Origin of the sequence: Nitratidesulfovibrio sp. 1201_IL3209 (assembly GCF_036763125.1) — a bacterium.
Classification (GTDB): Bacteria; Desulfobacterota; Desulfovibrionia; order Desulfovibrionales; family Desulfovibrionaceae; genus Cupidesulfovibrio.
The window spans coordinates 1-25,089 of record NZ_JBAIYT010000019.1; the positions used below are offsets into that span (position 1 = coordinate 1).

The window sequence follows — 25,089 nt, forward strand, 5'->3', positions numbered from 1 at the left end:
CGTAAGATTCAGGAATACATCAAACATCAGCTAGAGTCTGATAAACTTGGTGACCAGTTGTCCCTACCGTATCCCGGAAGCCCGTTTACGGGCCGCAAGTAGCAGATATGCAGATGCCAGATCTAAACATGCGCCTGCTAGGGCGCTGCTGGTAACAGAGCCTTACAGGCGCATATGAAATACCACCGGCTATGCCGGTGGATTTTTATTTCCTGGGCGGCACCGCATGTTCTCATTGCGTTGTATAGTAGGTGCGATAAACATGGGGTGCGGCCGCCACCCGCCGCTCCGCCATTCCGGCGGCCATGCCCCACAGCCCGCCCTCCGGCGGCTCTGCACGGAGGCCCCATGCCCGGCGCGTATGCCCATCTGACCATGGTGATGTACAACACGGATGCGGACAATCTTGCCGCCAGCGGGCTGCCGGATGCGGCGGCGGGGCTTGTGCTGCAACATCCCGCCTACGTGGAACTGGGGGCCATCTCGCCGGACATGCCGTACCTGGCCCATTTCGGTCTCAGCAAATCCGCGAATCGGTGGGCGGATCGGATGCATCATGCCCGAACCGGGGCGCGGCTGCACGCCGGTGCCGCAGCCGTGCATCGCCTTGGGGCTGGTCCGGCACAGGCAAGGGCCTTTGCCTGGCTTCTGGGTTTCGCCTCACACGTGGTCTTCGACGTGACCATGCATCCGGTGGTCAATCTGCGGGTGGGCGGGGCCTACGGCCCGGACACCAAGGCAGAACACCAGAAGTGCGAGATGCATCAGGACACCTACCTCATCAGGGAGTTTCACGGCCTTGATGACCCCACCAGTGCCCACATCGTCAGCACGGGCCTGAAGAAGCTGTTTCGGCCCGGTGACCCCGACAGGCTGGACCCGGTCATCGCTACCTTGTGGAGGCAACTGCTGGAGGCCACGGGCGATATAGCCGACATGGGCGACGACCCGGACATCGACGGCTGGTTCGACGGTTTCGCCGACGTCATGCACAGGATCGAAACGGAGCGGCTGCTGGTAGCATTGGGACGGCACGTGGCGCCCGGCAAGCTATATCCGAAGGCGCGGGACGTGGACACCACGTACCTTGCGCAGCTTGCAACTCCGGTCGGCCCCATGGAGTATCGCGACATCTACGAAAAGGCGGCGGCCAGCGTGCGGGAGATGTGGGGTGGCATGTACCGTGCGGCCCTGTTGGGTGACGCCGCGGCGCTTGCCCATGTGGGCGCGTGGAATCTCGACACCGGCCTGAACGATGGCGGTTCCAGCAAGCACGTGTTTTGGGGGTGATGCATGCACGCATGGAATGCGAGAAAATGGCGCATGGCGTGCCGGTTCGGCAGTGTGGCTCTGGTGGCCGTGCTGGGCGTGGTCGTGTTGCTTTCGGCCTGCGCCAAGTGCAACGGCAACACGGATCCGGCGACCATGGGGCCGCTGTCCACGGTGATGCAGCGCGTGGCCAAGCAGGCTCAGGGCCTGCTGTTGACGGGCGAGGCCGACCCCGCCCGGCCCGACACATTGCCCGCCCTCGTGCTGGCGGGGGACGACGAGGCCCGCGAGATGCTCGCGGACTACCAACTGCGGGCCGTCATCCTGCGCGACAAGGATGGCAGGCCCCGCCCGGTGATACTGCTGTGCACCGGGGATGGCGGGCATGCGCTCATCGAGCGGATGGACTGTCTGAACAGCGTCCGCAAGGGCCAGCACTGGCAGGCCAGGCCGCTGCCTCCGTGCCAGGTCACCTTCAGCGACCCGGCAGCGGCCTGCGCCGGCAACTGACGCCACGTGGCCGGAGTGGCCCCGCCTCCCCCATCCTCCCTCCTCCCCGTCGCGTTTCGCCCACGGGGCTCCGCCCGGCTCGTTTGAATCGGTCGGTGCCGTCAGCGTGGTCGCAGCCGGGCCGGTCTGGTCCTGCCCTCACTGGATGCGGTGGCGGAACAGCCACCCGGCGGCGGCCATGCACACCGCGCCGATGAGCGCCAGCGGCCACAGCTGCGGGGCCAGCAGGGCCAGGTCCGCCCCTTCCAGGAACACCCCGCGCACGATGATCAGCACGTAGCGCATGGGGTTGACCCAGGTCAGCCACTGCACCGGCTCGGCCATGTTGGCGATGGGCGTGGCGAACCCGGACAGGATGGCGGCGGGCATGGTGAACAGGAACATGCCCAGCAGCCCCTGCTGCATGGTCACCGACAGGGACGAGATCATCAGGCCGATGCCCACCACCGAGAACAGGAACAGCACCAGCCCGGCGTACAGGGTCAGCAGGCTGCCGCGCAGGGGCACCCCGAACCAGAACACGGCCAGGGCCACGATGAAGGTGGCCTCGAACAGCCCCACGAGAAAGCCGGGGGCCGCCTTGCCGATCAGCAGTTCCGTGGGGCGGTAGGGGGTGACCAGCATCTGGTCGAAGGTGCCCTGTTCGCGCTCGCGGGCCACGGACAGGGCGGTGATGATGAGCGTGACCACCATGGTCACCATGACCACGATGCCCGGCACGAAGAACCACCGGCTGAGCAGGTTGGGGTTGTGCCAGGCGCGCGTCATCAGCGTGGAGGGCCGTGGCTGCCCGCCGTGGGCGGCCACGTAGCGCGCGCCGAAGTCGTCCACGATGGAGGCCATGTAGTTGAGGGCAAGCCCGGCGGTGTTGGAGTTGCGCCCGTCGGCAATGGCCTGGACCACAGCCTGGGAGGGGGCCTGGGAAGGAGCCTGCGAGGGTGCGGGGGACGGAACGGAGGATGCGTCCGCGGCATCCCCCCCTGCGGCCCCGGAGGCCATGCCCCCCACCCCGCCGCGCAGGGTCAGGGCGCGCTCGAAGCCCTGCCCGATGCGCAGCACCAGCCGCACCTGCCCGGCGTCGAGATGGCGGGCCATGTCCGCGTCGCGGCGAACTTCCGCCACCACCCGGAAGGTGGGCGACCCGGCCACCCGAGCGGCCAACTCGTGCGAGGCCCCGCTGCGGTCCTCGTCGTAGATGGCGCAGGGCACGTCCACCAGGTCGAAGGTGGCGGCGTAGCCGAAGATGATGGTCTGGAGCAGTGGCGGCAGGATGACCACCGTGCGGCTCTTGGGGTCCTTGAGCAGGGTCAGGAATTCCTTGGCGATGAGCGCCAGCAGGCGGTGCACTACCGCCAGCGGGTCCGTGGGAGCAGGGGCGGCAGGAGGGGCAGCGGCGGGGCCGGACTGCCGGACTGCCGGGTATGTGTTGGTGCGGTCGTGCATGGCGCGTCCCCTAGTCGAGCCTTTTGCGGCAGCGCAGCCTCGCCACCGTCAGGAAGAATGCCGCCAGCGCGGCCAGGGCCAGCGCGTTGGGCACGATGACCTCCCACACCTCGCCCGCCAGGAAGATGGTCTTCAGCAGGGTGGCGAAGTAGCGCGCCGCGATGATGTACGACACCACCTGCACGAAGGCGGGGGTGCTTTCCAGGTCGAAGATGAACCCCGACAGGAACAGCGCGGGCAGGAAGGTTGCCAGCAGCGCGGCCTGCCCGGCGATGAACTGGTTGCGCGCCAGCACCGAGATGAACAGCCCCATGCCCAGCGCCGCCGTGAGGAACAGCGACGACGCCCCGGCCAGCACCGCCAGCGAGCCGCGCAGGGGCACCCCGAACAGGTACAGGGCCATGAGCACGGTCAGCACCATGCCGCCCATGCCCAGCACGAAATAGGGCAGCAGCTTGCCGGTGAGCAGTTCGCCCATGCGCACCGGGGTCACCAGCAGGGCCTCCATGGTGCCGCGCTCCCATTCGCGGGCCATGACCATGGCGGTCAGCAGCGCGCCGGTCAGGGTCATGATCAGCACCATCAGGCCCGGCACCAGGAAGTGGCGGCTGTCCGAGGTGGGGTTGAACCACATGCGCGTGTCCAGCCGCACCGCCGGAACCTGACCGGCGGCGGCCACCCGGCCGGACAGCCAGCCTTGCCACACCGAGGTGACGTAGCCGGACACGGTGCGGGCGTTGTTGGGGTCCACCCCGTTGACGATGAGCTGCACCGGCACGGTGCCCGTGTCGCCCGCCGGGGGCGCGCCGTCGGGCCGGGCGGTGCCCCCGGCCGCCCCGCCCGTGACATCGGACAGGCGGCGGGCGAAGTCCGATTGCAGGTGCACGATGGCGTCCACCCGCCCAGCACGCAGGTCTTCCTCTGCCTGGCGCATGCCGGTGGCCACGCGCGGGCGGAAGGTGTCGGCCAGCAGCAGCCGCGCGGCGAACTCCATGGCCTCCGGCCCCAGGTCGTCGGCCACGATGGCCACGGGCACGTCGCGGGCGTCCAGGCTGATGCCGTAGCCGAACAGGAGCAGCAGCACCACGGGCATGACCAGCGCGATGGCGATGGCGCTGGGGTCGCGCACCACCTGCAACCATTCCTTGCGCAGCAGGCCGCGCATGCGCACCAGCAGGGCGCGCAGGGCGGAACGGTCGCCCGATGCCATGGCGGATGTCGAACCGGACGGGAGCGGCGCGGCATCGGACAAGGGAGACGTGCCGGGCGCGGAAAGGGAGGCGGGCACGGCCGGTGCGCTGGCCCGGTGTTGCTCCGCCAGCGCGATGAAGGCCCGTTCGATGGTAGGCGGATTGGCGGGTGCGGGTACGGATTCGGGGCCGGATTCGGGACCGGAGGGCGCGGGGGCCAGGGCACGGATTTCCGCCGGGGTGCCCAGGGCCAGCACCTCGCCGCCCACCAGGATGGCCATGCGGTCGCAGTATTCCGCCTCGTCCAGGAAGTGGGTGGTGACGATGACCGTGACCCCGGATTCCGCCAGCGCGGTGATGCGCCGCCAGAACTCGCGCCGGGCCAGCGGGTCCACGCCGGAGGTGGCCTCGTCCAGGAACAGGATGTCCGGCTCGTGCATCAGGGCGCAGGCCATGGCCAGCCGCTGGCGGTAGCCCAGCGACAGTTCGCCGCTCTGGGCGTCGGCCACGCGGGCCAGGTCGAAGTCGCGCAGGGCCCAGGCCATGCGGGCGTCGCGCGCCGGGCCGGAAAGGCCGTAGGCGCTGGCGAAGAAGCGCAGGTTTTCGATGACCGAAAGCTGCCCGTACAGCGAGAATTTCTGGGCCACGTAGCCTACCCGGCGGCGGGCGGCGGCCGGGGCGCGGCGCAGGTCCACCCCGGCCACGCGCAGGCTGCCGCCGGTGGGCGGCAACAGGCCGCAGAGCATGCGGAAGATGGTGGACTTGCCCGCGCCGTTGGGACCCAGCAGCCCGAAGATTTCACCGCGCCGCACGTCGAAGCTGGCCCCCTTCACGGCCATGAAGGTGCCGAAGCGGCGTTCCAGGCCGCGCACCTCGATGACGGGCGGCGCGTCCGGTGCATCGGGCGCGTCGGGAACGGGGGAGGCGGCCAGGCCGGGCTGGGCGCAGTCAGGCTGGGCGGAGGTATCGGCGGCGGGCGCGGGCTCTTCGCCGGTGTCCGGTCCCTGCGGCAGCGCGGCGAACAGGGCCAGAAAGCCGTCCTCGAAGCCGGGGGCGCGGGGATGCAGACGGCCGACGGCGCCCGCCTCCTGCCCTTCCCCGGCCAGCAGCCCGCAGTCCAGCAGCGCCCGCGCCGCCTCCGGGGTGTCCGTGAGCAGGCGCACCCCGCCCGCGTGCAGCACCGCATCGGTGACGCCGGGGGCCGCGCCCAGCAGGGTCTGGGCCGCCCGGGCGCGCACGGCGGGGGTGACGAACCACGTCCGGCCCGCCAGCGGCCGGGTGAAATCGCCGGGCGGGCCATCGCCCACCAGCCGCCCGTGATGCATGATGGCCACCCGGTCGCAGTGTTCCGCCTCGTCCAGGTAGGCGGTGCTGACCAGCACGGTGATGCCGTGCCCGCGCACCAGCGAGAACACGATGTTCCACAGTTCGCGCCGCGACAGCGGGTCCACGCCCACGGTGGGCTCGTCCAGCAGCAACAGCCGGGGCGAGCGCACCAGGGTGCAGGCCAGCCCCAGTTTCTGCTTCATGCCGCCGGAAAGCCGCCCGGCCAGCCGGTCGAGGAAGGGGGAAAGGCCGGTCATGCGCATCAGCGCGGGCCAGCGCTCGGCCTTTTGTGCGGCTGACACCCCGTGCAGGTCGGCGTACAGGGACAGGTTTTCGGCCACGGAAAGGTCTTCGTACAGGCCGAAGCGCTGGGGCATGTACCCGATGGCCGACTGCACGGCCTGCGCTTCGGCCACGGTGTCGCGGCCGAGCACGGTCAGGCTGCCCGCGTCGGGCAGCAGCAGCCCGGCGGCCAGGCGCAGCAGGGTGGTCTTGCCCGCGCCGTCGGGGCCGAGAAGGCCGTTGATGGTGCCGGGGGCAAGGTCCAGGGTCACACCGTCCACCGCCCGGACAACCGAAGCCTTGCTTCCCGGAGCGCGGAAGGTCCGGCACAGCCCGCGCGCGGCAAACACGGGCGAGGGGGAGGTCATTGGGAAGCTCCGGCCTGCGCCGTGGGGGGGGCCTCGGCCTGCGCCGTGGGGGACGCCCCCCCGGCGGTCGCGTTGGCCTGTCGTGTCTCACCGGTCCGCACGGGCACCGCGTGGCCCTCGCGCAGGGTGACCGTGGTGGGCATGCCCAGGCGCAGCACGTCGTCGGGGTCGCGCACGAACACGCGGGCCTCGTACACCAGCGAGGTGCGCAGTTCCGGCGTTTCCACGTTGCGGGGGGTGAATTCCGCCGTGGGCGAGATGAACCCCAGCCAGCCCTCCAGCGGCTGGCCGGGCCGGGCGTCGATGGACACCTCGGCGGGCATGCCTTCGTGCACCCGGCCGAGCTGGGTTTCCGTCAGGTAGGCGCGCACCCACTTGGGGTCGGTGATGGCCACGGTGCACACCGGGCGCTGGGCAGAGGCCATGTCGCCCGGCTCCAGCAGGCGCGAGCGCACCACCCCGGCCACGGGCGCCCGCAGTTCGCTGTCCGCGCGGCGCTGCTCCAGCACGGCCAGGTCGGCCCGCTGGGCGGCCAGCGCGGCACGGGCCTCGTCGATGTCCTCGCGCCGGGGGCCTTCCTCCACCAGGGCCAGTTGGGCCTGGGCCACGCGCAGGCGGGCGGCGGCCCGGTCGCGCGCGGCCAGGGCGTCGTCCACGTCCTGCTCGCGCGCGGCCCCGGTGCCGGACAGGGCGCGCAGCCGGGCGTAGGTGCGTTCGGCGTTGGCCAGTTCCACGGCGGCGGCGTCGGCATCGGCGCGGGCGCGGCGCTTTTCCTGCGGGCGCGAGCCGTTCTCCAGCCGGGCCAGCGCGGCGGCCTGCGCGGCCACGCGGGCCCTGGCGCGGGATATCTCGCGGTCCAGGCGGTCGGTTTCCAGCACGGCCACCAGCGCGCCGGGGGCCAGCCGGTCGCCCTCGCGGGCCAGCACCCGCGCCACGCGCTCGGCGTCCTTGAAGGCCAGGGAAACCTGGCGCAGGTCCACGTTGCCGTACAGCACCACCGGCCCCGCGTCGGGCGCGGGGCGCAGGGCGCGCCAGGCCAGCACGCCACCGGCCATGCACAGCGCCAGCACGGCGAGGACGAGAATGCGTTTCTTCATGCGCTGCTCCGGGTGCACGCGGGGTCCGCGCGGTAATGACCCCAGACTAATGGGGTGGCGGGCAAAAGTCAAATTCAAATTTAAATTTTGAATTTGACACGGCCCCTGTGGCTATCCTATAGCATGCGCATGAAGAAGTCGTCCGATCACAAAGGCCATGCCGCGGCCCGCGAGCAGGGCCGCGAATCCACCCGCCAGCGCCTGCTGGAGGCGGCGGGCATGGTCTTTGCCGAGCACGGCTACGACCGGGCCACGGGCAAGGAAATCTGCGACCTGGCCGGGGCCAACCCGGCGGCCATCAACTACCATTTCGGCGGCAAGGACAAGCTGTACGCCGCCGCCCTGCACGAGGCGCACCGCCGCTTCCTCACGGCCGAAGACCTGCGCGCCTCGCTGCCGCCCGGTGCGCCCCCGGCCGAGCGGGTGGGCATCATCATCCGCGACCTGCTGTCCAACCTGCTCACCACCGACCCCTCGGCCTGGCAACTGAAGCTGATGACCCAGGAGATGATGCGCCCCACGCCCTTCCTGGACGAACTGGTGCGCGCCGAGATCGCGCCCAAGTCCATGTTCCTGCGCGGGGCGGTGTCCGAACTGCTGGGGCGTCCGGACAGTGATCCGTCCGTCCAGCTTTCGTGCATGAACATCATCGCCATGTGCCTCAGCCTGTACCTGAACCGCGAGATTTTCCGCCGGGTGTTTCCCGGCCTCGCCCTTTCGGCCGACGGGCTGGAACCGCTCACCGCGCACACCCTGGCCTTCGTCACCGGCGGACTGCGGCAGGTGGCCGCCATCCAGCCGGGGTCGCCATTGCCGCAGGAGACGCCATGAACGCGCACCGCGCACCGGCGCGACATCCCCGCATCTTGCGGGGGCTGATCCCCTTCCTGACGCTGTCCGCCCTCGTCCTTTCGGGGCTTGCCCTTTCGGGCTGCGCCGTGGGGCCGGACTACGACCGGCCCGTCCCGCCCGCCGCGCCCACGGAGTGGAGCGCCGCCAGGACCCGGCCGGAACTTTCCGCAGCCGCAGGCAAGGATGACGCCGCCCCCGACGGTTCCGGGGCCGCCCGCGCCACGGTGACCGCCGCCGCCCCCGACGGCCGGTGGTGGGACCGCATGGGCGACCCGCTGCTGTCGGAACTGGTGGCCACGGCCGTGGGGCACAACAACGACGCCCTGATGGCCGCCGCCAACCTGCGCGAGGCCCGCGCCGTGGTGGGCGTGGCCCGGGGCGCGCTGCTGCCCGAGGCGTCGGCGGGCGGCAGCTTCGAGCGCAGCCGGGTGAGTAGTAACACCCTGACCGGGCAGTCGCTGCAAGCGGCCCGCATGCCCCTGGAAAGCGACCTGTACCAGGCCGGGTTCGACGCGCGGTGGGAAATCGACATCTTCGGCGGCGCGCGGCGCGGCGTGGAAGCGGCCCGCGCCCGGCAGCAGGCGGCCGAGGCCGGGCTGTCCGACGTGCAGCTTTCGGTGGCGGCGGAAACGGCCCGCGCCTACGTGGAACTGCGCGGCGCGCAGGCCCGGCTGGACGTGGCCGAACGCAACGCCGACGCCCAGCGCCGCACCCTGGACCTGGTGCGGCTGCGCCGCGACGTGGGCGTGGCCAGCGACATGAACGTGTTGCAGGCCGAGGCCCAGTTGGAGCGCACCGAGGCGTTGGTGCCCCCGCTGCGCGCGGCCACGGACGCCGCCATCCACCGGCTGGGCGTGCTGTGCGGCATGGCCCCGGCCGCCCTGCGCGACCGGCTGGCCCCCCGTGCCCCCCTGCCCCCCGTGCCCGACCTGGTGCCCGTGGGCCTGCCCTCGGACCTGTTGCTGCGCCGTCCGGACATCCGCCGCGTGGAGCACGAACTGCACGCGGCCACGGCCGACATCGGCCAGCGCGAGGCGGACCTGTTCCCCAAGTTCTCGCTCACCGGCTCGTACGGGCTGAACAGCATCCATTTCTCCGACCTGTTCCGCGACGACAGCCGCGCCTGGACCATCATGCCGGGCGTGCGCTGGGCCATCTTCGAGGGCGGGCGCACCCGCGCCGCCGTGGCCGCGCTGGAGGCCCGGCGCGAGGCCACCCTGGAGCGCTGGCGCAAGACCGTGCTGGTGGCCTTCGAGGAGGTGGAAACCTCGCTGGCCCGCTACGCCGAATCCTTCGTGGAACGCGAACGGCTGTCCCGCTCGCTGGACGCGCAGGCCGAGGCCACCCGGCTGGCCAAGGTGCGCTACATGGAGGGCGTGGACGACCTGCTGACCGTGCTGGACGCCGAGCGCCGCCAGCTGGAGGTGGAAGAGGCCCTGGCCCGCAGCCGTTCCGGCGTACTGCTGCATCTGGTGGCGCTGTACAAGGCCCTGGGCGGCGGCTGGACTGAAGGAGCCGGGGGGGCCGGACCGGTTCCGGCGGCGGCCCCGTCGGTTGATGACGCACCCGGCGGGACTCCGGCGGCGGCCCCGGCGCTGGCCCCGGCTGCTGGCCCTGCGGGGACGCAGTCCGCGCCCCAGGCCGCGCGCCAGTGACGCACGTTACGACGGGCCACGGGCCACGGGCGTCACGCCCCGGCAGGGGCTTGCATGACGGCGCGCTCCGTGCCATGACGGCGCACCGTCCGGCGTCATGCCTTCCGGCGTCATGCCCGGAGCAGTGAGCCGGGTTCCATCCTTCCGGACAGAACGGACCTTTCCAAAGGAGGCCCCATGCCCGTCATTCCCTTGATCCTGACCGTGCTCGGCGCGTGGCTGTGGTACCAGGCGTTCGTGGCGTGGAAGCGCCACAAGGCCGGTGACCCCAAGGCCAGGACCGTGGCCATCGTCTGCGTGGTGGGGGCCATGGTCGCCATGTTCGGCGGCGTGCTGGGCGGCCTGCCCAGATAGCACCGCCTTTCCCCGCCGTGCCCGCGCGACGAAAAACGCGGCGTCTTCCTGCGAAGACGCCGCGTTGTCGTTGGTCCATCATCTGCCGGGGTCTGGCCTCCGGACCCGCGCCGGACGTGCACGGGACCGGCGCGGCTGACGCCGCGCCGCCGTCAGTCCGTGGTTTCCGGGCGGCAGGGGCCGCATGCCCCCGCCTCGCCCCCATCCTGCCCATCCTGCCCGCTCAGCCCGTCCAGCCCGTCCAGCCCGTTCAGTTTGTCCAGCAGGCGCAGCATCACCGTGTGGGCGATGGTCACGTGCTCCTCGGGGATGCCGTCCATCAACTCGTCGCGCAGGGCGAAACCGATGCCCAGCATGGCGTCGTACACCGGGCGGGCCTGGTCGGTCAGGGCCACCAGCTTCACCCGGCGGTCGGTTTCCGACGGCTGGCGGCGCACCCAGCCCTCCTTTTCCATGCGGTCCAGCAGGCGCACCAGGGTGGGGCCCTCCACGCCCAGCAGTTCGGCCACGCGGCCCTGGGGCAGCGTGCCGTGCTCGGACAGCAGCCAGATGACCACCCAACTGGTGTCGGACAGGCCCATGGGGCGGAAGCGCCGGTCGAACTCGGCCCGCCAGGCGCGGGCCAGTTCCTTCACGGTGTGGCCGAAGCCGTGCGCGCCATGGCGCTCGGCGCGGTCCACGCGGCAGCGGCGGCATTCGTTCATTGCGCGGTCGCCACGGGCTTTCCGGCCGGGGCCGCCGCGCTCCCCGTCTCGCCGGATTGCTGCGGGGCGATGCCCGCCCAGCCGCCGCCCAGGGCGCGGTAGATCTCGACCACGGCCACCAGCTGGTCGCGCTGGGCCGAGGCCAGGGATATCTCCACCTCGAACAGGGTGCGTTCGGCGTCCAGCACTTCGAGGTAGCTGGAATACCCGTTGTCGTAGCGCAGCCTGGCCAGGTGCAGCGAGCGGCGCAGCGCGGTGATCTGGGTGGTCTGCGCCTCCACCACGCCGCGCGCCTTGCGGTTGGCCACCAGGGCGTCCTGCGCCTCGCGGAAGGCGTCCTGCACGGCCTTTTCGTACCCGGCCAGGGCGGCGCGCTGGCGTGCCTCGGCCGCCTCCACCCCGGCCTTGACCCGGCCGAAGTCGAAGATGGGCATGGTCACGCTGCCCGCGTACCGCCACGTGCCGGAAGGCCCGGTGAACAGCCGGGTCAGGTCGGTGCTCTCGTAGCCCAGCAGGCCGGTGAGCGAGATGGACGGGAAGTACGCCGCCTTGGCCACGCCGATGTTGGCGCTGGCCGCGGCCAGCTGCTGTTCCGCCTGCACGATGTCCGGACGGCGTTCCAGCAGGGCCGAGGGCAGCCCGGCGGGCACGCTGGGGGGCACGGGCACGGCGTCCACGGCCAGGCCGCGCTCCACGGTGCCGGACACGATGTCGCGCGGGCTCCTGCCCGTCAGCACGCCCAGCGCGCCTTCGCTGGCGGCCACGTTGTACTGCAGGGTGTGCACGGTGGACCGGGCGGCGGCGGCTTCGGCAATGGCCTGGCGGTAGTCCAGTTCGCTGGTCAGGCCCAGTTCGAAGCGCACCTTGCGCAACTCCTGCGTGGATTCGCGCGAGGCCAGCGTGTCGCGGGCCACCTGCAATTGCTGGTCGTAGGCGCGCAGGTCGAAGTAGGTGCGGGCCACCTGCGCCGTCAGGGCCAGGCGCACGGTGTCGCGCGCGGCCACGGTGGACAGCAGCTGGGCGCGGGCGGCCTCGGTGGCGCGGCGGTAGCGGCCCCACAGGTCCACCTCGTACGACAGCGCGCCGCCCACGTTGTGCAGGTCCTGGATGCGGGTGTCTTCGGTGAACGAGTTGAGGCTGTTCAGCGAATAGCGCTGGCGCTCGGAACCGCCCCTGGCGTCCAGCCGGGGCATCTGGTCGGCCCGGGCAAGGCCCAGTTGGGCGCGGGCCTCGTCCACGTTGGCGATGGCCTTGGCCAGGTCGCGGTTGTGGTCCAGCGCGGCGGCCACCAGGGCGTCCAGGGCCGGGTCGTCGAAGCCCTTCCACCAGCCGTCCTGCACCGCGCCCGCGTCGGCCGTGCCCTCGCGCCAGGCGTCGGGCAGGTCCATGGCGGGCCGGGCATGGTCGGGGCCGAAGGCGCACCCGGCCAGCATGGCCGCCAGCAGCACCGCCGCCAGCGTTTTCGCCAACAGCGGGGGCGCCGGGCGCGCCCCGTGAGCCGGGGCGGCCGTGCGCCGCCCCCCGTCGCATGTGAAGCCCTGAAGGCTAGTCATGGCGCTTCTCCTTGTTGCAGGCGTCGTCGCCCTCTCCCGCGGCGCCGTCATCCGGCAGGTCCTCGAAGGCCGAGTGGCGGTCCTCCTCGCAGTACTTGCCCACGGCCATGGTGCGCATGGCCTCGGTGCCGCGCATGCGTTCGCTGGCGCCCATGATCAACCGGTAGAACATGGGGATGAAGAAGGTGGCGATGAAGGTCGCCGCCAGCATCCCGCCGATGACGCCGGTGCCGATGGAGTGTCGGCTGGCCGCGCCCGCGCCGGTGCTGATGGCCAGCGGCACGCAGCCCAGCACGAAGGCCAGCGAGGTCATGATGATGGGCCGGAAGCGCAGGCGGGCGGCCTCGATGGCCGATTCCACCAGCGAAAGCCCCTCGTGCCGCTTGATCACCGCGAATTCCACGATGAGGATGGCGTTCTTGGCCGCGAGGCCGATGAGCGTGACCAGCGAGATCTGGAGGTACACGTCGTTGGCGAGGCCGCGCAGCCACACCGCGCAGATGGCCCCGAACAGGGCGAACGGCACGGCCATGATGACCGCCAGCGGCAGCGACCACTTTTCGTACTGCGCCGCCAGGATCAGGAAGACCATGACCAGGCCCAGCACGAACACCAGCGACGAGGAGCCGCCGGTCTGCTTTTCCTGGTAGGCGGAGCCGGACCAGGCCAGGGTGTATTCCGCGGGCAGCACCTCCGCCGCCACCTGCTCGACGGCCGCGATGGCCTGGCCAGAGCTGTACCCGGCGGCGGGGCCGCCCACCACCTTGGCGGCGGGGAACACGTTGAAGCGTTCCACCACCTCGGGGCCGGTCACTTCCTGCACCTCCACCAGCGAGGTGAGGGGGATCATCTCGCCCGAGTTGGAGCGCACGAACACGTTGGCCACGTCCGACGGGCGGGCGCGGAAGTCGGCCTCGGACTGCAACTGCACCTTGAAGGTACGGCCGAACTTGTTGAAGTCGTTGATGTAGCTGGCCCCGAAGGTGGCCTGCATGGTGTCGAAGATGGTGTTCACCGGCACGCCCAGGGCCTTCGCCTTGTTGCGGTCCAGGCTGATGAACAACTGCGGCGCGTTGGCGCTGAAGGTGGTCTGCACGCCCGCCAGTTCCGGCCGCCTGGCCGCGGCGGCGATGAGCTTGTTCACCGTGGCGGCCAGTTCCTTGCTGTCGCCTTCGCCGCGGTTCTGCACGTACAGTTCGAAGCCGCCGGTGTTGCTCATGCCCGAGATGGGCGGCGGGTTGAAGGCCAGCACGATGCCTTCGGGCACGCCCATGCCCACGCCGAAGACCTTGCGGGCGTAGTCGAACGACGACTGCCCCTCGCCCTTGCGTTCGTCCCACGGCTTCAGCGGCACGAACGAGGTGACGAAGTTGGGCTTGGGCACGCCGGAGAGCAGGTCGTAGCCGGTCAGGGTGATCAGGTTGGCCACGCGGGGGTCTTCCATGTGGCTCTTGTCGATCAGGTCGGCCACCACGCGGGTGCGTTGCAGGCTGGCGCCGTCGGGCAGGATGGACAGGCCGATGATGTAGCCCTGGTCCTCGTCCGGGGCGAGGCCGCCGGGCACGATCTGGAAGAGGTGCCAGGTGACGCCGCCAAGGCAGGCGAACAGCACCAGCGCGAGGCCCGCGCGGCGGATGAGGAAGGTCACCCCGCCGGTGTAGCGGTGGGTGACGCGCTCGAACCACGCGTTGAACCAGCGGAAGAAGGCAGGCGGCTCATGATGGCCGGGCTTCAGCATCAGCGCGCACAGGGCGGGCGTCAGCGTCAGGGCCACCAGGCCCGAGATGACCACCGACACCGCGATGGTGATGGCGAACTGCTTGTACATCTGCCCGGCAAGGCCGCCCATGAAGGCCACGGGAATGAACACCGAGCACAGCACCAGCACGATGGCGATGACCGGCCCGGTCACTTCCTCCATGGCCTTGATGGTGGCCTTGCGCGGCGTCAGCCGCTCGGAGGACATGATGCGCTCCACGTTTTCCAGCACCACGATGGCGTCGTCCACCACGATGCCGATGGCCAGCACAAGGCCGAACAACGTCAGCGTGTTGATGGAGAAGCCCAGCGCGTACATGCCCGCGAAGGTGCCCACGATGGACACCGGCACCGCAAGGCAGGGGATGAGCGTGGCCCGCCAGTTCTGCAGGAACAGGAACACCACCAGGAACACCAGCACCATGGCTTCCACCAGGGTGTGCACCACCTCGTTGATGGAGATGCGCACGAACTTGGTGGTGTCGTAGGGGATGGAATAGCTGATGCCGTCGGGGAAGCGCTGCGACAGTTCCTGCATCTTGGCGGCCACGCCGTCGGCCGTTTCCAGCGCGTTGGCGCCGGGCGTCAGGAACACGCCCACGGCCACCGTGGGCTTGCCGTTGAGCTGGGTGCGGACGTCGTAGTCCTTGGCGCCCAGTTCCACGCGGGCCACGTGCTTGAGCAGCAGGGTGGAGCCGTCGGGCTCGGCGCGCAGGATGATGTTCTCGAATTCCTCGGGGGTGGTCAGGCGGCCCTTGGTGGTGACCAGGTAGTTCAGTTCCAGCGGGCTGCTGGACGGCTCCTGCCCGATGCGCCCGGCCGCGAACTGGGCGTTCTGCTCGCGGATGGCCAGCGCCACGTCGCCGGGGGTCAGCTTGAGCTGGGCCAGCTTGTCCGGGTGCAGCCAGACGCGCATGGAGTAGTCCTTGGCGCCGAAGATGGAGGCGTCGCCCACGCCGGGCAGGCGCTTCAGCTCGTCCACCACGTTCACCAGCACGTAGTTGCTGATGTACACCGAGTCGTACCGGCCGTCGGGCGAGAACATGTTCGCCACCTGCAGGATGGAGGGCGACCGCTTGGTCACCGTGACGCCCTGGCGGCGCACCTCTTCCGGCAGCGCGGCGGTGGCCGCCTGCACGCGGTTGTTGACGTTGATGGTGGCCTGGTCGGGGTCGGTGCCCACGGCGAAGGACACGGAAATGGTCATCGCGCCGTTGCCGGCGCTGACCGAGTTCATGTACAGCATGCCATCCACGCCGTTGATCTGCTGCTCCAGCGGCGAGGCCACCGTGGCCGCGATGACCTCGGGGCTGGCGCCGGGATACACGGCGGAGACGATGACCTGCGGCGGCACGATTTCCGGGTACTGCGCGATGGGCAGCGTGCGCATGGCCATGAACCCCGCCAGCATGATCACGATGGAGATCACGCACGCGAAGATGGGGCGGTGTATGAAAAAGCGTGATATCATTGTGGAATCCTGCTAGGGGCCGGGCTAGGAGCCCTGGTTTGCGGCCTTGGTCGCATTTCCGGCGGGGGACTGCCCGCTCTGGCCGTTCTGGCCGGGTTGGGCTTCGCGCGGCTGGCCGATGGTCACCGGCTGGCCGGGGCGCACCTTCAGAAGCCCCTCGACCACGTAGCGTTCACCGGCGGCAAGACCCTTTTCCACGATGTATTCGTTGCCGATGGGCAGGCCGATCTCCACGGGGCGCGGCTGGGCCACGTCGCCTTCGCCGATCACCCACACCATGGGGCCCTGCTGGGTTTGCAGCACGGCGCGCTGGGGAATGGCCAGGGCGTTGTTGTACACCGCGCCGGTCATGATCACGCGCACGAACTGGCCGGGCAGCACTTCCGCCTCGGGGTTGGGGAATTCGGCGCGCACGCGGATGGTGCCGGTCAGCGGGTCCACCAGCGGGTCGATGAAGTTCACGGTGCCGGTGCGCTTGTAGGTGGAGCCGTCGATGAGGCGCACGGTGACGTCGTAGCCCTTTTGGGGCAGGGTGATCTTGCCTTCCTCGCGCATGCGGCGCAGGCGGAACAGGTCCACGCTGGGGGCGGAGTAGTTCACGTACACCGGGTCCACCTTGGAGATGGTGGTCAGCAGGCTGCCGTCGGCGGTGGTGGTGACCAGGCTGCCTTCGGACCGGGTCTCCTTGCTGGTCATGCCCGAGATGGGGGCCTCGACCCGGGTGTAGCCGAGGTTGATGCGCGCGGTCTTCACGCGGGCGCGCGCCTCTTCCAGCGCGGCCCTGGCCGAATCGAACTCGGCCACGGCGTCGTCGCGGTCCTTCTGGCTGACGGCGTTCTCGCGGTACAGGGGCAGCACGCGGTCGCGGTTGCTCTGGGCGCTTTGCAGGCGCGCCTCGGCCTGGGCCTGCTGGCCCAGGGCCTGGTCCAGGTCCGCCTTGAACGGTTCGGGGTCGATCTCGAACATCAGGTCGCCCTTCTTCACCGGGCGGCCTTCCGCATAGGCGCGGCGCAGCAGGATGCCGCCCACCCGGGCGCGCACCTCGACCTCGCGCGAGCCGGCCGTCTGCCCCACGTATTCGTAGGTCAGGGGCAGGTCGCGCGGCTGCACCTGCTGCACCACCACCAGCGGGGCGGGCGCGGCCTTGGGGGCGGCGGATTCGTCCTTGCAGCCGGTCAGCACGGCCGCCAGGGCCAGGACCAGGGCGAACAACCCCATGTGCAGGGCAGGCAGGGGCCGCGCCATGGCGGCGGCTGCGGCGCGGGGGCGGGGAGACGGAATGGGGAAGCGGTGTTGCATGGGGTGGTTCCTCCTCGGCGCGGCGTGGGGTACGCCCGGTGCGCCGACATGCGGGACGGTTGGGTGTGTCTCCCGGAATTCCGGTGCGCCGTGCCGGTCCGCCGGTGCGACGGGGCGGGCTGGGGACGGGGGAATCCGGTAGGTTGCTATTCTGTAGCGAGCTATCGAAGTGCCGCGTTCTACATGGGGCGGGAGGGGCCGTCAACCCCGCGCCGCGTCATGGTCCGGCGGGTTGCGGCCGGTACGGGCCGCGCCCCTCGCGTGCCGGGCATCATGGCTTGGACGGGCCGGTGGCTTCACGCGCCGGGCGGCATGGCTCGGGCGGCCCGACGGTGTGGCAGTTGTTTCCCCCGGACATGGCCGCGATGCCGCCCATGGTGAAGCGGGTCACCCCGTCCACTATGCGTTCGAGAGACTCGGGAGTCGGATCCTCGCGTCCGTAGATGTGGGCGATGGCGCCCCGGCCGTTGAAATAGAACGTGATGTGCCCGAAGATGGCCAGCAGGCAGGTGCGCAGCACTTCGGGGTCGTTGGCCGCCGGGCCCAGCAGCCCGCGCAGGATGTCGTCCAGCAGGTTGTTGACAGGGACGATGTGCTCGCGGATCAGGGCGTCCGAGGCGGGGCCGGGGTCTATCATCTCCAGGGACACCAGCTTGCCGTGCGCCTCGCTGACCGGGTCGTCGCCGCCGCCCAGCACGCGCAGCACCAGTCCGCGCACGAAGGCGCGCAACCGCTCCTCGGGCGTGGACTCCGGCGTCACCCCCAGGTCCAGCGGGAAGGTGGCCTGGCAGGTGCGCATGTAGTGGTCCAGCATGGCGGCGTACAGCTTGTCCTTGCCGCCGAAATGGTAATTCACGGCGGCCACGTTGGCCCCGGCCCGGCGGCAGATTTCGCGCACCGTGGCCGACGTGTAGCCGTGCTCGGCAAAGACCTCTGCCGCGGCGGCCAGCAGCCGTTCGCGCGTGCCCTGATCCTGCCTGTCCCGGCAGTCCTGCCCGTGCCGCCCGCTCTGCCTGCTCTGTTTGTCCGGCCTGTCCGGTCTGTCCGGTCTGTCCGGCCTGTCCGGCCTGCCCCGTTCATCGGGAGGGGCGGCGTGGTGGGGGTGGTCCTGCCGTCCGGCCGTGCGGCCGTGGTCGCTCATTGTCCGCATCCTGTCGTTTCACCGGTTGCCAACATAGTTTCAAATTCAACATTCAATCATTGTTTGAAACGTGGATATGCCGCCGGACCTCCCCTGTCAACCCTTGCCATGCGCTGCGGACTGCAAGGGGGGAGGCCGGGCGGGATGTCATGGCTCAGTCTTGCGGCCGGGCGTGGGTGCGGGTGAATGATTTTTCGGGCCGGGTTCCGGGTGGGCCGGACAGGCGGGGCCGGGACGGCGCTTGCCGCGCCCGGCCCCGCCCCGGCGCGACCAAGGCACCACTGGGGCATCATCGGGGCGTCACCGGGGCATCACCGGAACGTCATCGTATCAACCGGCCGGGCCTTCGCCCCAGGCGCGCATGCTTTTGGCCACCTTCTTGCGCACGCCCCGCCAGGTGTCGCGGGTGAGCGCGGAATGCTCCATGGCGTCCAGCATCTTGCGGTACATGGGCAGCGGCACGGCAAAGCTCATTTCGTCGGTCTTCATGAACTTGCGGGCCGAAAGGTCGAACCCGCCCAGCACGGCGCGCTCCTCGCCGCGCTGCTGGTAAGCCAGCGGCCAGGCGATGAGGCTGCCGCACCCGGCGCTGAACGGAGAGGCCACGGCGTTGTGGCTGCCCGTGGCGTAGCAGGCCAGCGAGAACAGCCCGTTGAGCGCTTCCGGCCGGGCGAAGAAGGCCACCACCAGCGGTTCCTCGCCGTCGCCGAACTGGCTCAGCGGCTTGAGCACACAGTACTTGGCCGGGGCTTCCGGAGGAATGGTGTCGTCCATGAAGGCGCGCATGGATTGGTGGTCGGGCAGGTAGTGTTCGCCTTCCATGGGCGTGCCGGGAATGCCCGTGGTCACGTAGAAGATGTTGGTTTCCAGGTACGGGCGGTACATGCCGGAATAGAAGCCGCCGCCCATGCAGCCGCAGGCCTCGTGGCTGATCCACGCCGCCTTCTTTTTCTTGCGGGCCAGCCACATGTTGCCCATGAGACAGGAAAACTCGTTGCCGAACGCCTTCTGCCAGTCGATTTGCCCGGCGGCCTCGCGGTCGCGGGTGAAGATCTCGCCGGGTTTGGGACCGAAGCCGTCGGCGGGTTTCCGGTCGGTGTAGTGCACGCCGAAGGGTTCCTCGTCGTGGCCCAGCAGTTCCAGCAGGCGTTGGGTACGTTCGATGACGGTCTGCATGGCGTTCCTCCCGTGTTGTTGGGGAATGGCAAGGCCGCGCGGCGGCCCCTCTTTCCGTGTGGCGTTTCCTGTTGCCGCGTGGCGGCCCGGTGGCCCGGCGGCCCGGCTCAGCGCCCGGTGGCGCGCAGGGTTTCCTTCACCGTGGCCAGCACCCGTATGCAGGTGGCGTGGTCCTGCGGGCTGACGTCCTTCAGGGTGAGGGCCAGCACCTCTTCAGTGACGGCCCGGCTGCGTTCCTTGAGTTCGTCGGCTTTTTCCGTGGCGCTGATGACCTTGCGGCGGGCGTCGATAGAGTCGGGGGTGCGCACGATGAGCCCCTTCCGCTCCATGGCGGCGAGCGCGCGGCTCATGCTGGTCTTGTCCACGCACGCGATATGGGCCAGTTCGTCCTGGCCGATGCTGCCCCTGTTCCAGACGAGTACCAGCACCCCCCACTGCTCGGCGGTGAGGTCGATGCCCTCCCGGGCCATCCTGCGGCGGAGAAAGGCGGCCATGAGCCGGTTGGCCGTGATGGTCATGAACCCTAGGTCTTCCAGGACATAGAAATCGTTGTTCATGACAACTATCGTGCCAAAGATGGTTGGCGTTGTCAACTAGTCGCGCAGGGGAAGTAGGGAGAGGACGTTTCGCGCCGGAGGCGGGAGGGAAGGCGCAGGACATGGACCGGGCCACGCGCGTGGCCGCCGGGAGAATGGCCGGGGCTAACGGGCCTCGATGCGCTCCACGGCCTCGGCGGGACGGCCCGCCCGGGCTTCCAGCTCGGCCTGGCAGTGCACGCACAGCCGGGTGGTGGGGCGGGCCAGCAGCCGGGGCAGGGGGATGTCGTCGCCGCAGGCGTCGCACACGCCGTAGTCGTGGGCGTCCATGGCGCGCAGCACGCCTTCGATTTCGCGGATGCGCCGTCCGGCGCGGTCCAGAAGGGTCATGCTGAGGGCTAGTTCGCTGATGCGCGAGGCGAATTCGTTCTCGTCGGCGCAGGCTTCCACGCCGCCTTCCACCAGCAGCTGGCGGCGCAGGTGGGTCAGTTCGGCTTCGAGGCGGCGGCGGATTTCGGCGTGATGGCGGTCGGTCATGGCGCGTTCCTTCCGTGGCGCGGCGCAGGCTGGCGGGCCGCGCGGGCTGCGGGGCCATCCTGTCGTGCGGATCGACCCCGGTTTCCGGACACTGCCCCTTCTGCCCCACGGGCGGGAATGGTGCGCGACGGCGCGGCGACGGGCCGCCGACAATCGGGTGACACGCGCGCCGCCCATCTCCTGGCCCGGCGGCCCTTCACGCAATGTTCACCGGCCGGTCATGGCTTCTCCACCTGACGCGCCTATCCATCCATGCAACAGGACTCCATTTCGCGGAACAGGCACGCGGCCGCCACGGGACGGAAACCCCCCGCCACGCGGCCCGCCGGTCGCCCGCCGTCAGTCGGTCGCCGTGCCGACATGCAGGCGGCGCCCGGGGCCCTCCGCGCCACCCGTCTCCGGCCGGAACGGCCACCCCAGGAGGACGCATGGACAGGCTCCGCCCCCGCACCCCCGCCGATTCCATCCCGCCCCCGCATATACTGGATACGCCGTCGGCCCCGGCCATGGTGGCGGCCACCGCGCCGCCCGCCGTCCCGGCCCTGCCGCATCCCGTGCGCGCCCGCTCGCTGGTGCCCGCCGCCGCCCGGCGCATTCCCGCGCCGTTGCGCATCCCGCTGTTGCACCTGTTGGGCGTGGGCCGCATCGACTCGCTGTATCGCGCCCTGCCCCAAGGCGAATCCCCGCTGGATTTCGCCCGGCTGGCGCTGGACGTGCTGGGCGTTTCCGTGCGGGCCGAGGGCGAGGGCTTCGAGGGCGTGCCCGCCGCCGGTCCCCTGATACTGGCGGCAAATCACCCCTTCGGCGCGCTGGAGGGGCTGGTGCTGGCCAAGGCCCTGCTGCCCGTGCGGCCCGACCTGCGCTTTCTGGCCAACTACATGCTGGCGGCGGTGCCGGAACTGCGCGGCCTGATCTTTTCCGTGGATCCCTTCGGCGGCGACGGGGCGCAGCGCCGCAACATGGCGGGCCTGCGCAACGCCATCCGACACGTGGCCGAGGGCGGCGCGCTGGTGGTGTTTCCCTCGGGCACGGTGTCGCACCTGCAACCCTCGCGGCGCGAAATCACCGACCCCGCATGGCAGTCCACCGTGGGGCGGCTGGTGCGCCGCACCGGGGCCGACGCCCTGCCGCTGTATTTTCACGGACGCAATTCCATGCTCTTCAACCTGATGGGCCTGGTGCACCCGGTGGCGCGCACGGCCATGCTGCCCAAGGAACTCCTGCGCAAGCGCAACACCACGGTCACCCTCAGCGTGGGGCGGCCCGTGGCCGCCGCCACCCTGAACGAACTGCCCGACGACGAGGCGCGCACCGCCTACCTGCGCATGCGCTGCTACGCCCTGAAGCCCAAGCCCCGCCGGGTGCTGCCCTTGCCCCTGCCCCTGCCGGGACGCGCCGTGTCCGGAGCCCCCGGCGGGCAGGCGGCGCGGCGCATGCGGCCCATCGCCGCCGCCCGGCCGCCGGAACTGCTGGAGGCGGAACTGGCGGCCATCCCGGCCGACGACGTGCTGCTGCGCGAGGGGCCGTGGACCATCGTGGAGACCACGGCGGACCGTTCGCCCGAACTGGTCCGCGAAATCGGCCGCCTGCGCGAGGCGACCTTCCGCGCGGTGGGCGAAGGCAGCGGCGCGCCGCTGGACCTCGACGCCTACGACGCCGCCTACCGCCACCTGGTCCTGTGGCACCAGGGCGACCGCGCCCTGGCCGGGGCCTACCGCCTGGGCGAGGTGGACGCCATCCTGGCCGCGCAGGGCCAGCGCGGGCTGTATTCCTCCACCCTGTTCCGGTTCCGCCCGGAATTCTTCGCGGGCGCGTCCGCGCTGGAACTGGGCCGGGCCTTCGTGGCGGCGGACCATCAGCGCGACTACGCCCCCCTGCTGCTGCTGTGGAAGGGCATCGGCCGGTTCATCCTCAAGCGTCCCGGCGTGCGCCGCCTGTTCGGCCCGGTGAGCGTGAGCCTGGACTACACGCCCTACTCGCTGAACGCCATCATGGACTACCTGGCCCGCCATCACGGCTGCGCCGCCACGGCCCGGCTGGTGCGCGGCCGCACCGCCCCGTCCATCCGCCAGCCCGGCTGCCTGCGCCGCATCGAACCCGCCGGGCTGGACTGGAACGCGCTGTGCGCCCTGGTGCGCGACATGGAGGGCGGCCGCACCATCCCCATCCTGTTCAAGCACTACCTGAAGCTGGGCGGGCGCATCGCCACCTTCCACGTGGACCGCGCCTTCGGTTCGCTGGACGCTTTCCTGATCATCGACCTGCTGGAATCGCCGCCGCGCATGCTGCAACGGTTCATGGGCCCGGACGGGCTGGAACGCTACTACGCCCAGACTCCCCGCGCCGCCGGAGAGGACGCCGCCATGGGCGCGGGCCGCGCCGCGTCGGCCGGGGAGGCTTAGGTGCTCGCGCGGTTGACAGATGCCGCCAGGCGGGTACCCTTGCCGCCATATACCGGCGGAATGCCGCGCATGCCGCAGAGCGGCGGCGCGGGCTGCAGGACGCTGCGCGCCGTCATGTCCGTGGGCCGGAACATGGGGGGCTCCATGCGCCGCGCGGCGGGCTATGTGGCGGGCTGCGCTACGGGTTGCATGATGCGCCTGCGCGCACGGCGGGGGCCGCTTCCCGCGCCGCTGCCCGTCCTGCCCGCACCCGTGTCCGCCCGTGTTCCCCGTGCGCTGACGCGCGGGGCCGCGCGGCCGCCGGAAACGGAGGCATCCATGATCTACGTGGTCAGCGCCTGCCTGGCGGGCGTGGCCTGCCGCTTCGACGGAGAGGCCAACCCCCGCGAGGGGATCATCGAACTGGTGCGGCAGGGGCTGGCCCTGCCGGTCTGTCCGGAACAGTTGGGCGGGCTGCCCACGCCGCGCCCGCCGTGCGAATTGCGCGACGGCCAGGTGCTGTGCCGCGAGGACGACGGCGCCCTGTCCGACGCCACAGACGCCTTTGCCAAAGGGGCGGAGGAAGGGGTGCGCCTGGCCCTGCTTGCGGGCTGCACCGAGGCCATCCTGAAGGCGCGTTCGCCCTCGTGCGGCTGCGGGCGTATTTACGACGGCAGCTTTTCCCGCACCCTGGTGGACGGCGACGGGCTGTTCGCCGCCGCCCTGCGCAAGGCGGGCATCACGGTGCGCTGCGACGAATAGCCGGGCGTCCGGTTTTCTTTTCGGCCCGGCGTTCCGTCGCGGGGGCAGGCGGGGCGGCAGGAGCGGGCCCCACCGTGCATGCCGTGGCGGGCAGAGTGTATCCGTTTTGCACACGTGCAGCCTGTTTGTGCAAAATTTATGTGCATATCACTGCACAAGAGAAGTCTGCACATTTTCCTGAAAAAATATAATACGCTGAAAAAGCAGTATTTCAATGTTTGGCACGCCCTGTGCTTATTCCCCATCAGCGCATGACAACGCTGCCCTTCGCAGAGTGCAAGCCCTGGCCTGATCCCCCTGGCCGCCGCGACCCCCCCGGCGCGGCGGCCCCCCCCCCCCCCCCCCCCCCCCCCCTCCCCCCGGCACGCGCCGGTGGCAGGGACCACCGAAAGGGAACGGGGAAGGAACAGGACGAAGCGCCCGAAGGCAACCCACGTGCGGCCCGGCACGTTCCGAGCGGCAGGGGAACTCCGCGAGGCTCTTCGCGGATACGGTGGACGTGTGGCGTCCCGTTCTCCCGCCGCTCCTGGCCCCTCTCCGGTTCCCCCTTGCGGAGAAGGGCACGGGCAACGAATTCGCGGCAACGGCCGCCGGACCAAGGCGACGGTCCGGACGACCGAAGCGATACGGGCGCATCGGCAACCTGCCGAACAGCACCCGCACTGTGCCGGACCGACCTCCTCCTGTCCGCACGGTATCTCCAGCCGGGGGCTCGGAGCCCCCGGAAGCGACCAGCGGCCGCCACGGCGACGACAAGATAGTGCCCAAAGCACATGAGACAGCGACCAGCCCAAACTCCTCCTTCGTTGATGCAGTGACCGCAGGGGCGGCGGGACAGCCCACCCGCCGCCCCTCCCTCCTCCGCCTTCCTTGGACCCCGGCCTTTCCCGGCCCTCTCCGGACTCCTCTTTGCCCGACAGACCGACCCCCCTTGCGGAAACCCGGCCCCAGCGGCCGGGTTTCTGTTTCGGCGGCGCGCGCCTGCCGCGAGGGGGGGGGAGACGTGCCTTCCGGCGCGGCCCCTGCCCGCCCGCGTTGACACCCGTCGCCTCCCGCGGCTACCATCCGCCCGGATTCAGGGTGCTTCCGGACACCGGAGCGCGCTCCGGTCCTTCGGGCTCCAGACGGCCCCGGCCCCTGCCGGACCCGCATCCCTCAGCCACGCAAAAGGACAGGCATGGACAGCTACATCGTTCGCGGCATCCTCATCGGCGGTTCCCTCGGCGTGTTCGCGGCGCTGCTGGGCTTCAGCGACAGCATTCCCCGCGCCTTCGGCATGGGCATGATCGGCGGGTTCCTGGCGGGCATCACCTTGGAACGCCGCCGCAGGAAGTAGCCCGCGCCCTTCCATTCCTTTCCGTTTTTCCGGTCGTCTTTTCCGGTCATTTTTTCGGTCATCATGGCCGCGCCCAGCGCCGCGCCAAT

At 70.6% G+C, this 25,089-nt stretch carries 19 protein-coding genes and 1 pseudogene; 9 read left to right on the plus strand and 11 right to left on the minus strand.

The window, feature by feature from the left end; translation table 11 throughout:
• From V6B97_RS10200 to V6B97_RS10210, 3 genes and pseudogenes are all read left to right on the plus strand, one after another.
• Positions 1–102: pseudogene (locus V6B97_RS10200) on the plus strand (IS200/IS605 family transposase); the annotation flags it as partial.
• Positions 103–348: 246 nt separating this feature from the next.
• Positions 349–1,290: a zinc dependent phospholipase C family protein gene (locus V6B97_RS10205; RefSeq protein ID WP_333506400.1), complete on the plus strand. Its 942-nt coding sequence runs from the start codon at positions 349–351 to the stop codon at positions 1,288–1,290.
• 33 nt (positions 1,291–1,323) lie between these two features.
• Positions 1,324–1,779: a hypothetical protein gene (locus V6B97_RS10210; RefSeq protein WP_333506401.1), complete on the plus strand. Its 456-nt coding sequence runs from the start codon at positions 1,324–1,326 to the stop codon at positions 1,777–1,779.
• Between the two features lie 138 nt (positions 1,780–1,917).
• Here the strand turns inward: V6B97_RS10210 and V6B97_RS10215 are convergent, their stop codons facing one another.
• From V6B97_RS10215 to V6B97_RS10225, 3 genes are read right to left on the minus strand one after another with little or no spacing between them, the layout of a single operon-like run.
• Positions 1,918–3,222: an ABC transporter permease gene (locus V6B97_RS10215; protein ID WP_333506402.1), complete on the minus strand. Its 1,305-nt coding sequence runs from the start codon at positions 3,220–3,222 to the stop codon at positions 1,918–1,920.
• A 10-nt stretch (positions 3,223–3,232) separates the two neighbouring features.
• The gene (locus V6B97_RS10220) at positions 3,233–6,388 is read right to left on the minus strand and encodes an ATP-binding cassette domain-containing protein (RefSeq protein ID WP_333506403.1); all 3,156 of its coding nucleotides are present in this window, start codon (positions 6,386–6,388) and stop codon (positions 3,233–3,235) included.
• Positions 6,385–7,485 carry an HlyD family efflux transporter periplasmic adaptor subunit gene (locus V6B97_RS10225; RefSeq protein ID WP_333506404.1) on the minus strand — a complete coding sequence of 367 codons (1,101 nt, stop codon included), beginning with the start codon at positions 7,483–7,485 and terminating at the stop codon, positions 6,385–6,387. The genes V6B97_RS10220 and V6B97_RS10225 overlap by 4 nt, the downstream gene beginning before the upstream one ends.
• Positions 7,486–7,614: 129 nt before the next feature.
• Here V6B97_RS10225 and V6B97_RS10230 point away from each other — a divergent pair, with 129 nt between their 5' ends.
• The 3 genes from V6B97_RS10230 (at position 7,615) to V6B97_RS10240 (ending at position 10,346) form a co-directional block, all read left to right on the plus strand.
• A complete protein-coding gene (locus V6B97_RS10230) occupies positions 7,615–8,316 on the plus strand; it encodes a TetR/AcrR family transcriptional regulator (RefSeq protein WP_333506405.1) in 702 nt (233 codons plus the stop codon).
• Positions 8,313–9,992 carry an efflux transporter outer membrane subunit gene (locus V6B97_RS10235; RefSeq protein ID WP_333506406.1) on the plus strand — a complete coding sequence of 560 codons (1,680 nt, stop codon included), beginning with the start codon at positions 8,313–8,315 and terminating at the stop codon, positions 9,990–9,992. The genes V6B97_RS10230 and V6B97_RS10235 overlap by 4 nt, the downstream gene beginning before the upstream one ends.
• Before the next feature lie 177 nt (positions 9,993–10,169).
• Entirely contained in the window at positions 10,170–10,346 is a 177-nt protein-coding gene (locus V6B97_RS10240; RefSeq protein ID WP_333506407.1) for a hypothetical protein, read from the plus strand.
• A 152-nt stretch (positions 10,347–10,498) separates the two neighbouring features.
• On the opposite strand, the gene V6B97_RS10245 is transcribed toward V6B97_RS10240, so the two are convergent.
• The 8 genes from V6B97_RS10245 to V6B97_RS10280 all read right to left on the minus strand — a co-directional run bounded on the left by V6B97_RS10245 (position 10,499) and on the right by V6B97_RS10280 (position 20,521).
• Complete coding sequence (locus V6B97_RS10245; protein WP_333506408.1) at positions 10,499–11,050, minus strand: MarR family winged helix-turn-helix transcriptional regulator; 552 nt, start codon at positions 11,048–11,050, stop codon at positions 10,499–10,501.
• Positions 11,047–12,603 (minus strand): efflux transporter outer membrane subunit, encoded by a 1,557-nt coding sequence (locus V6B97_RS10250; protein ID WP_333506409.1) that lies wholly within the window; start codon positions 12,601–12,603, stop codon positions 11,047–11,049. Before V6B97_RS10250 ends, V6B97_RS10245 begins: the two co-directional genes overlap by 4 nt.
• A complete protein-coding gene (locus V6B97_RS10255) occupies positions 12,596–15,832 on the minus strand; it encodes an efflux RND transporter permease subunit (protein ID WP_333506410.1) in 3,237 nt (1,078 codons plus the stop codon). Before V6B97_RS10255 ends, V6B97_RS10250 begins: the two co-directional genes overlap by 8 nt.
• A gap of 24 nt (positions 15,833–15,856) precedes the next feature.
• On the minus strand, positions 15,857–17,131 hold the full coding sequence (locus V6B97_RS10260; protein ID WP_333506411.1) for an efflux RND transporter periplasmic adaptor subunit: 1,275 nt from the start codon (positions 17,129–17,131) through the stop codon (positions 15,857–15,859).
• Between the two features lie 271 nt (positions 17,132–17,402).
• The gene (locus V6B97_RS10265; RefSeq protein ID WP_333506412.1) at positions 17,403–18,272 is read right to left on the minus strand and encodes a TetR/AcrR family transcriptional regulator; all 870 of its coding nucleotides are present in this window, start codon (positions 18,270–18,272) and stop codon (positions 17,403–17,405) included.
• A gap of 330 nt (positions 18,273–18,602) precedes the next feature.
• Positions 18,603–19,448 carry a DUF169 domain-containing protein gene (locus tag V6B97_RS10270; protein ID WP_333506413.1) on the minus strand — a complete coding sequence of 282 codons (846 nt, stop codon included), beginning with the start codon at positions 19,446–19,448 and terminating at the stop codon, positions 18,603–18,605.
• Between the two features lie 107 nt (positions 19,449–19,555).
• A complete protein-coding gene (locus tag V6B97_RS10275) occupies positions 19,556–20,005 on the minus strand; it encodes a MarR family winged helix-turn-helix transcriptional regulator (RefSeq protein WP_333506414.1) in 450 nt (149 codons plus the stop codon).
• A 144-nt stretch (positions 20,006–20,149) separates the two neighbouring features.
• On the minus strand, positions 20,150–20,521 hold the full coding sequence (locus V6B97_RS10280; RefSeq protein WP_333506415.1) for a TraR/DksA family transcriptional regulator: 372 nt from the start codon (positions 20,519–20,521) through the stop codon (positions 20,150–20,152).
• A 428-nt stretch (positions 20,522–20,949) separates the two neighbouring features.
• Here V6B97_RS10280 and V6B97_RS10285 point away from each other — a divergent pair, with 428 nt between their 5' ends.
• The 3 genes from V6B97_RS10285 to V6B97_RS10295 all read left to right on the plus strand — a co-directional run bounded on the left by V6B97_RS10285 (position 20,950) and on the right by V6B97_RS10295 (position 25,000).
• Positions 20,950–22,923: a lysophospholipid acyltransferase family protein gene (locus tag V6B97_RS10285; RefSeq protein WP_333506416.1), complete on the plus strand. Its 1,974-nt coding sequence runs from the start codon at positions 20,950–20,952 to the stop codon at positions 22,921–22,923.
• A gap of 318 nt (positions 22,924–23,241) precedes the next feature.
• Positions 23,242–23,664 carry a DUF523 domain-containing protein gene (locus tag V6B97_RS10290; protein WP_333506417.1) on the plus strand — a complete coding sequence of 141 codons (423 nt, stop codon included), beginning with the start codon at positions 23,242–23,244 and terminating at the stop codon, positions 23,662–23,664.
• Positions 23,665–24,841: 1,177 nt separating this feature from the next.
• Entirely contained in the window at positions 24,842–25,000 is a 159-nt protein-coding gene (locus V6B97_RS10295; protein ID WP_333506418.1) for a hypothetical protein, read from the plus strand.
• The last annotated feature ends 89 nt before the right edge of the window (positions 25,001–25,089 follow it).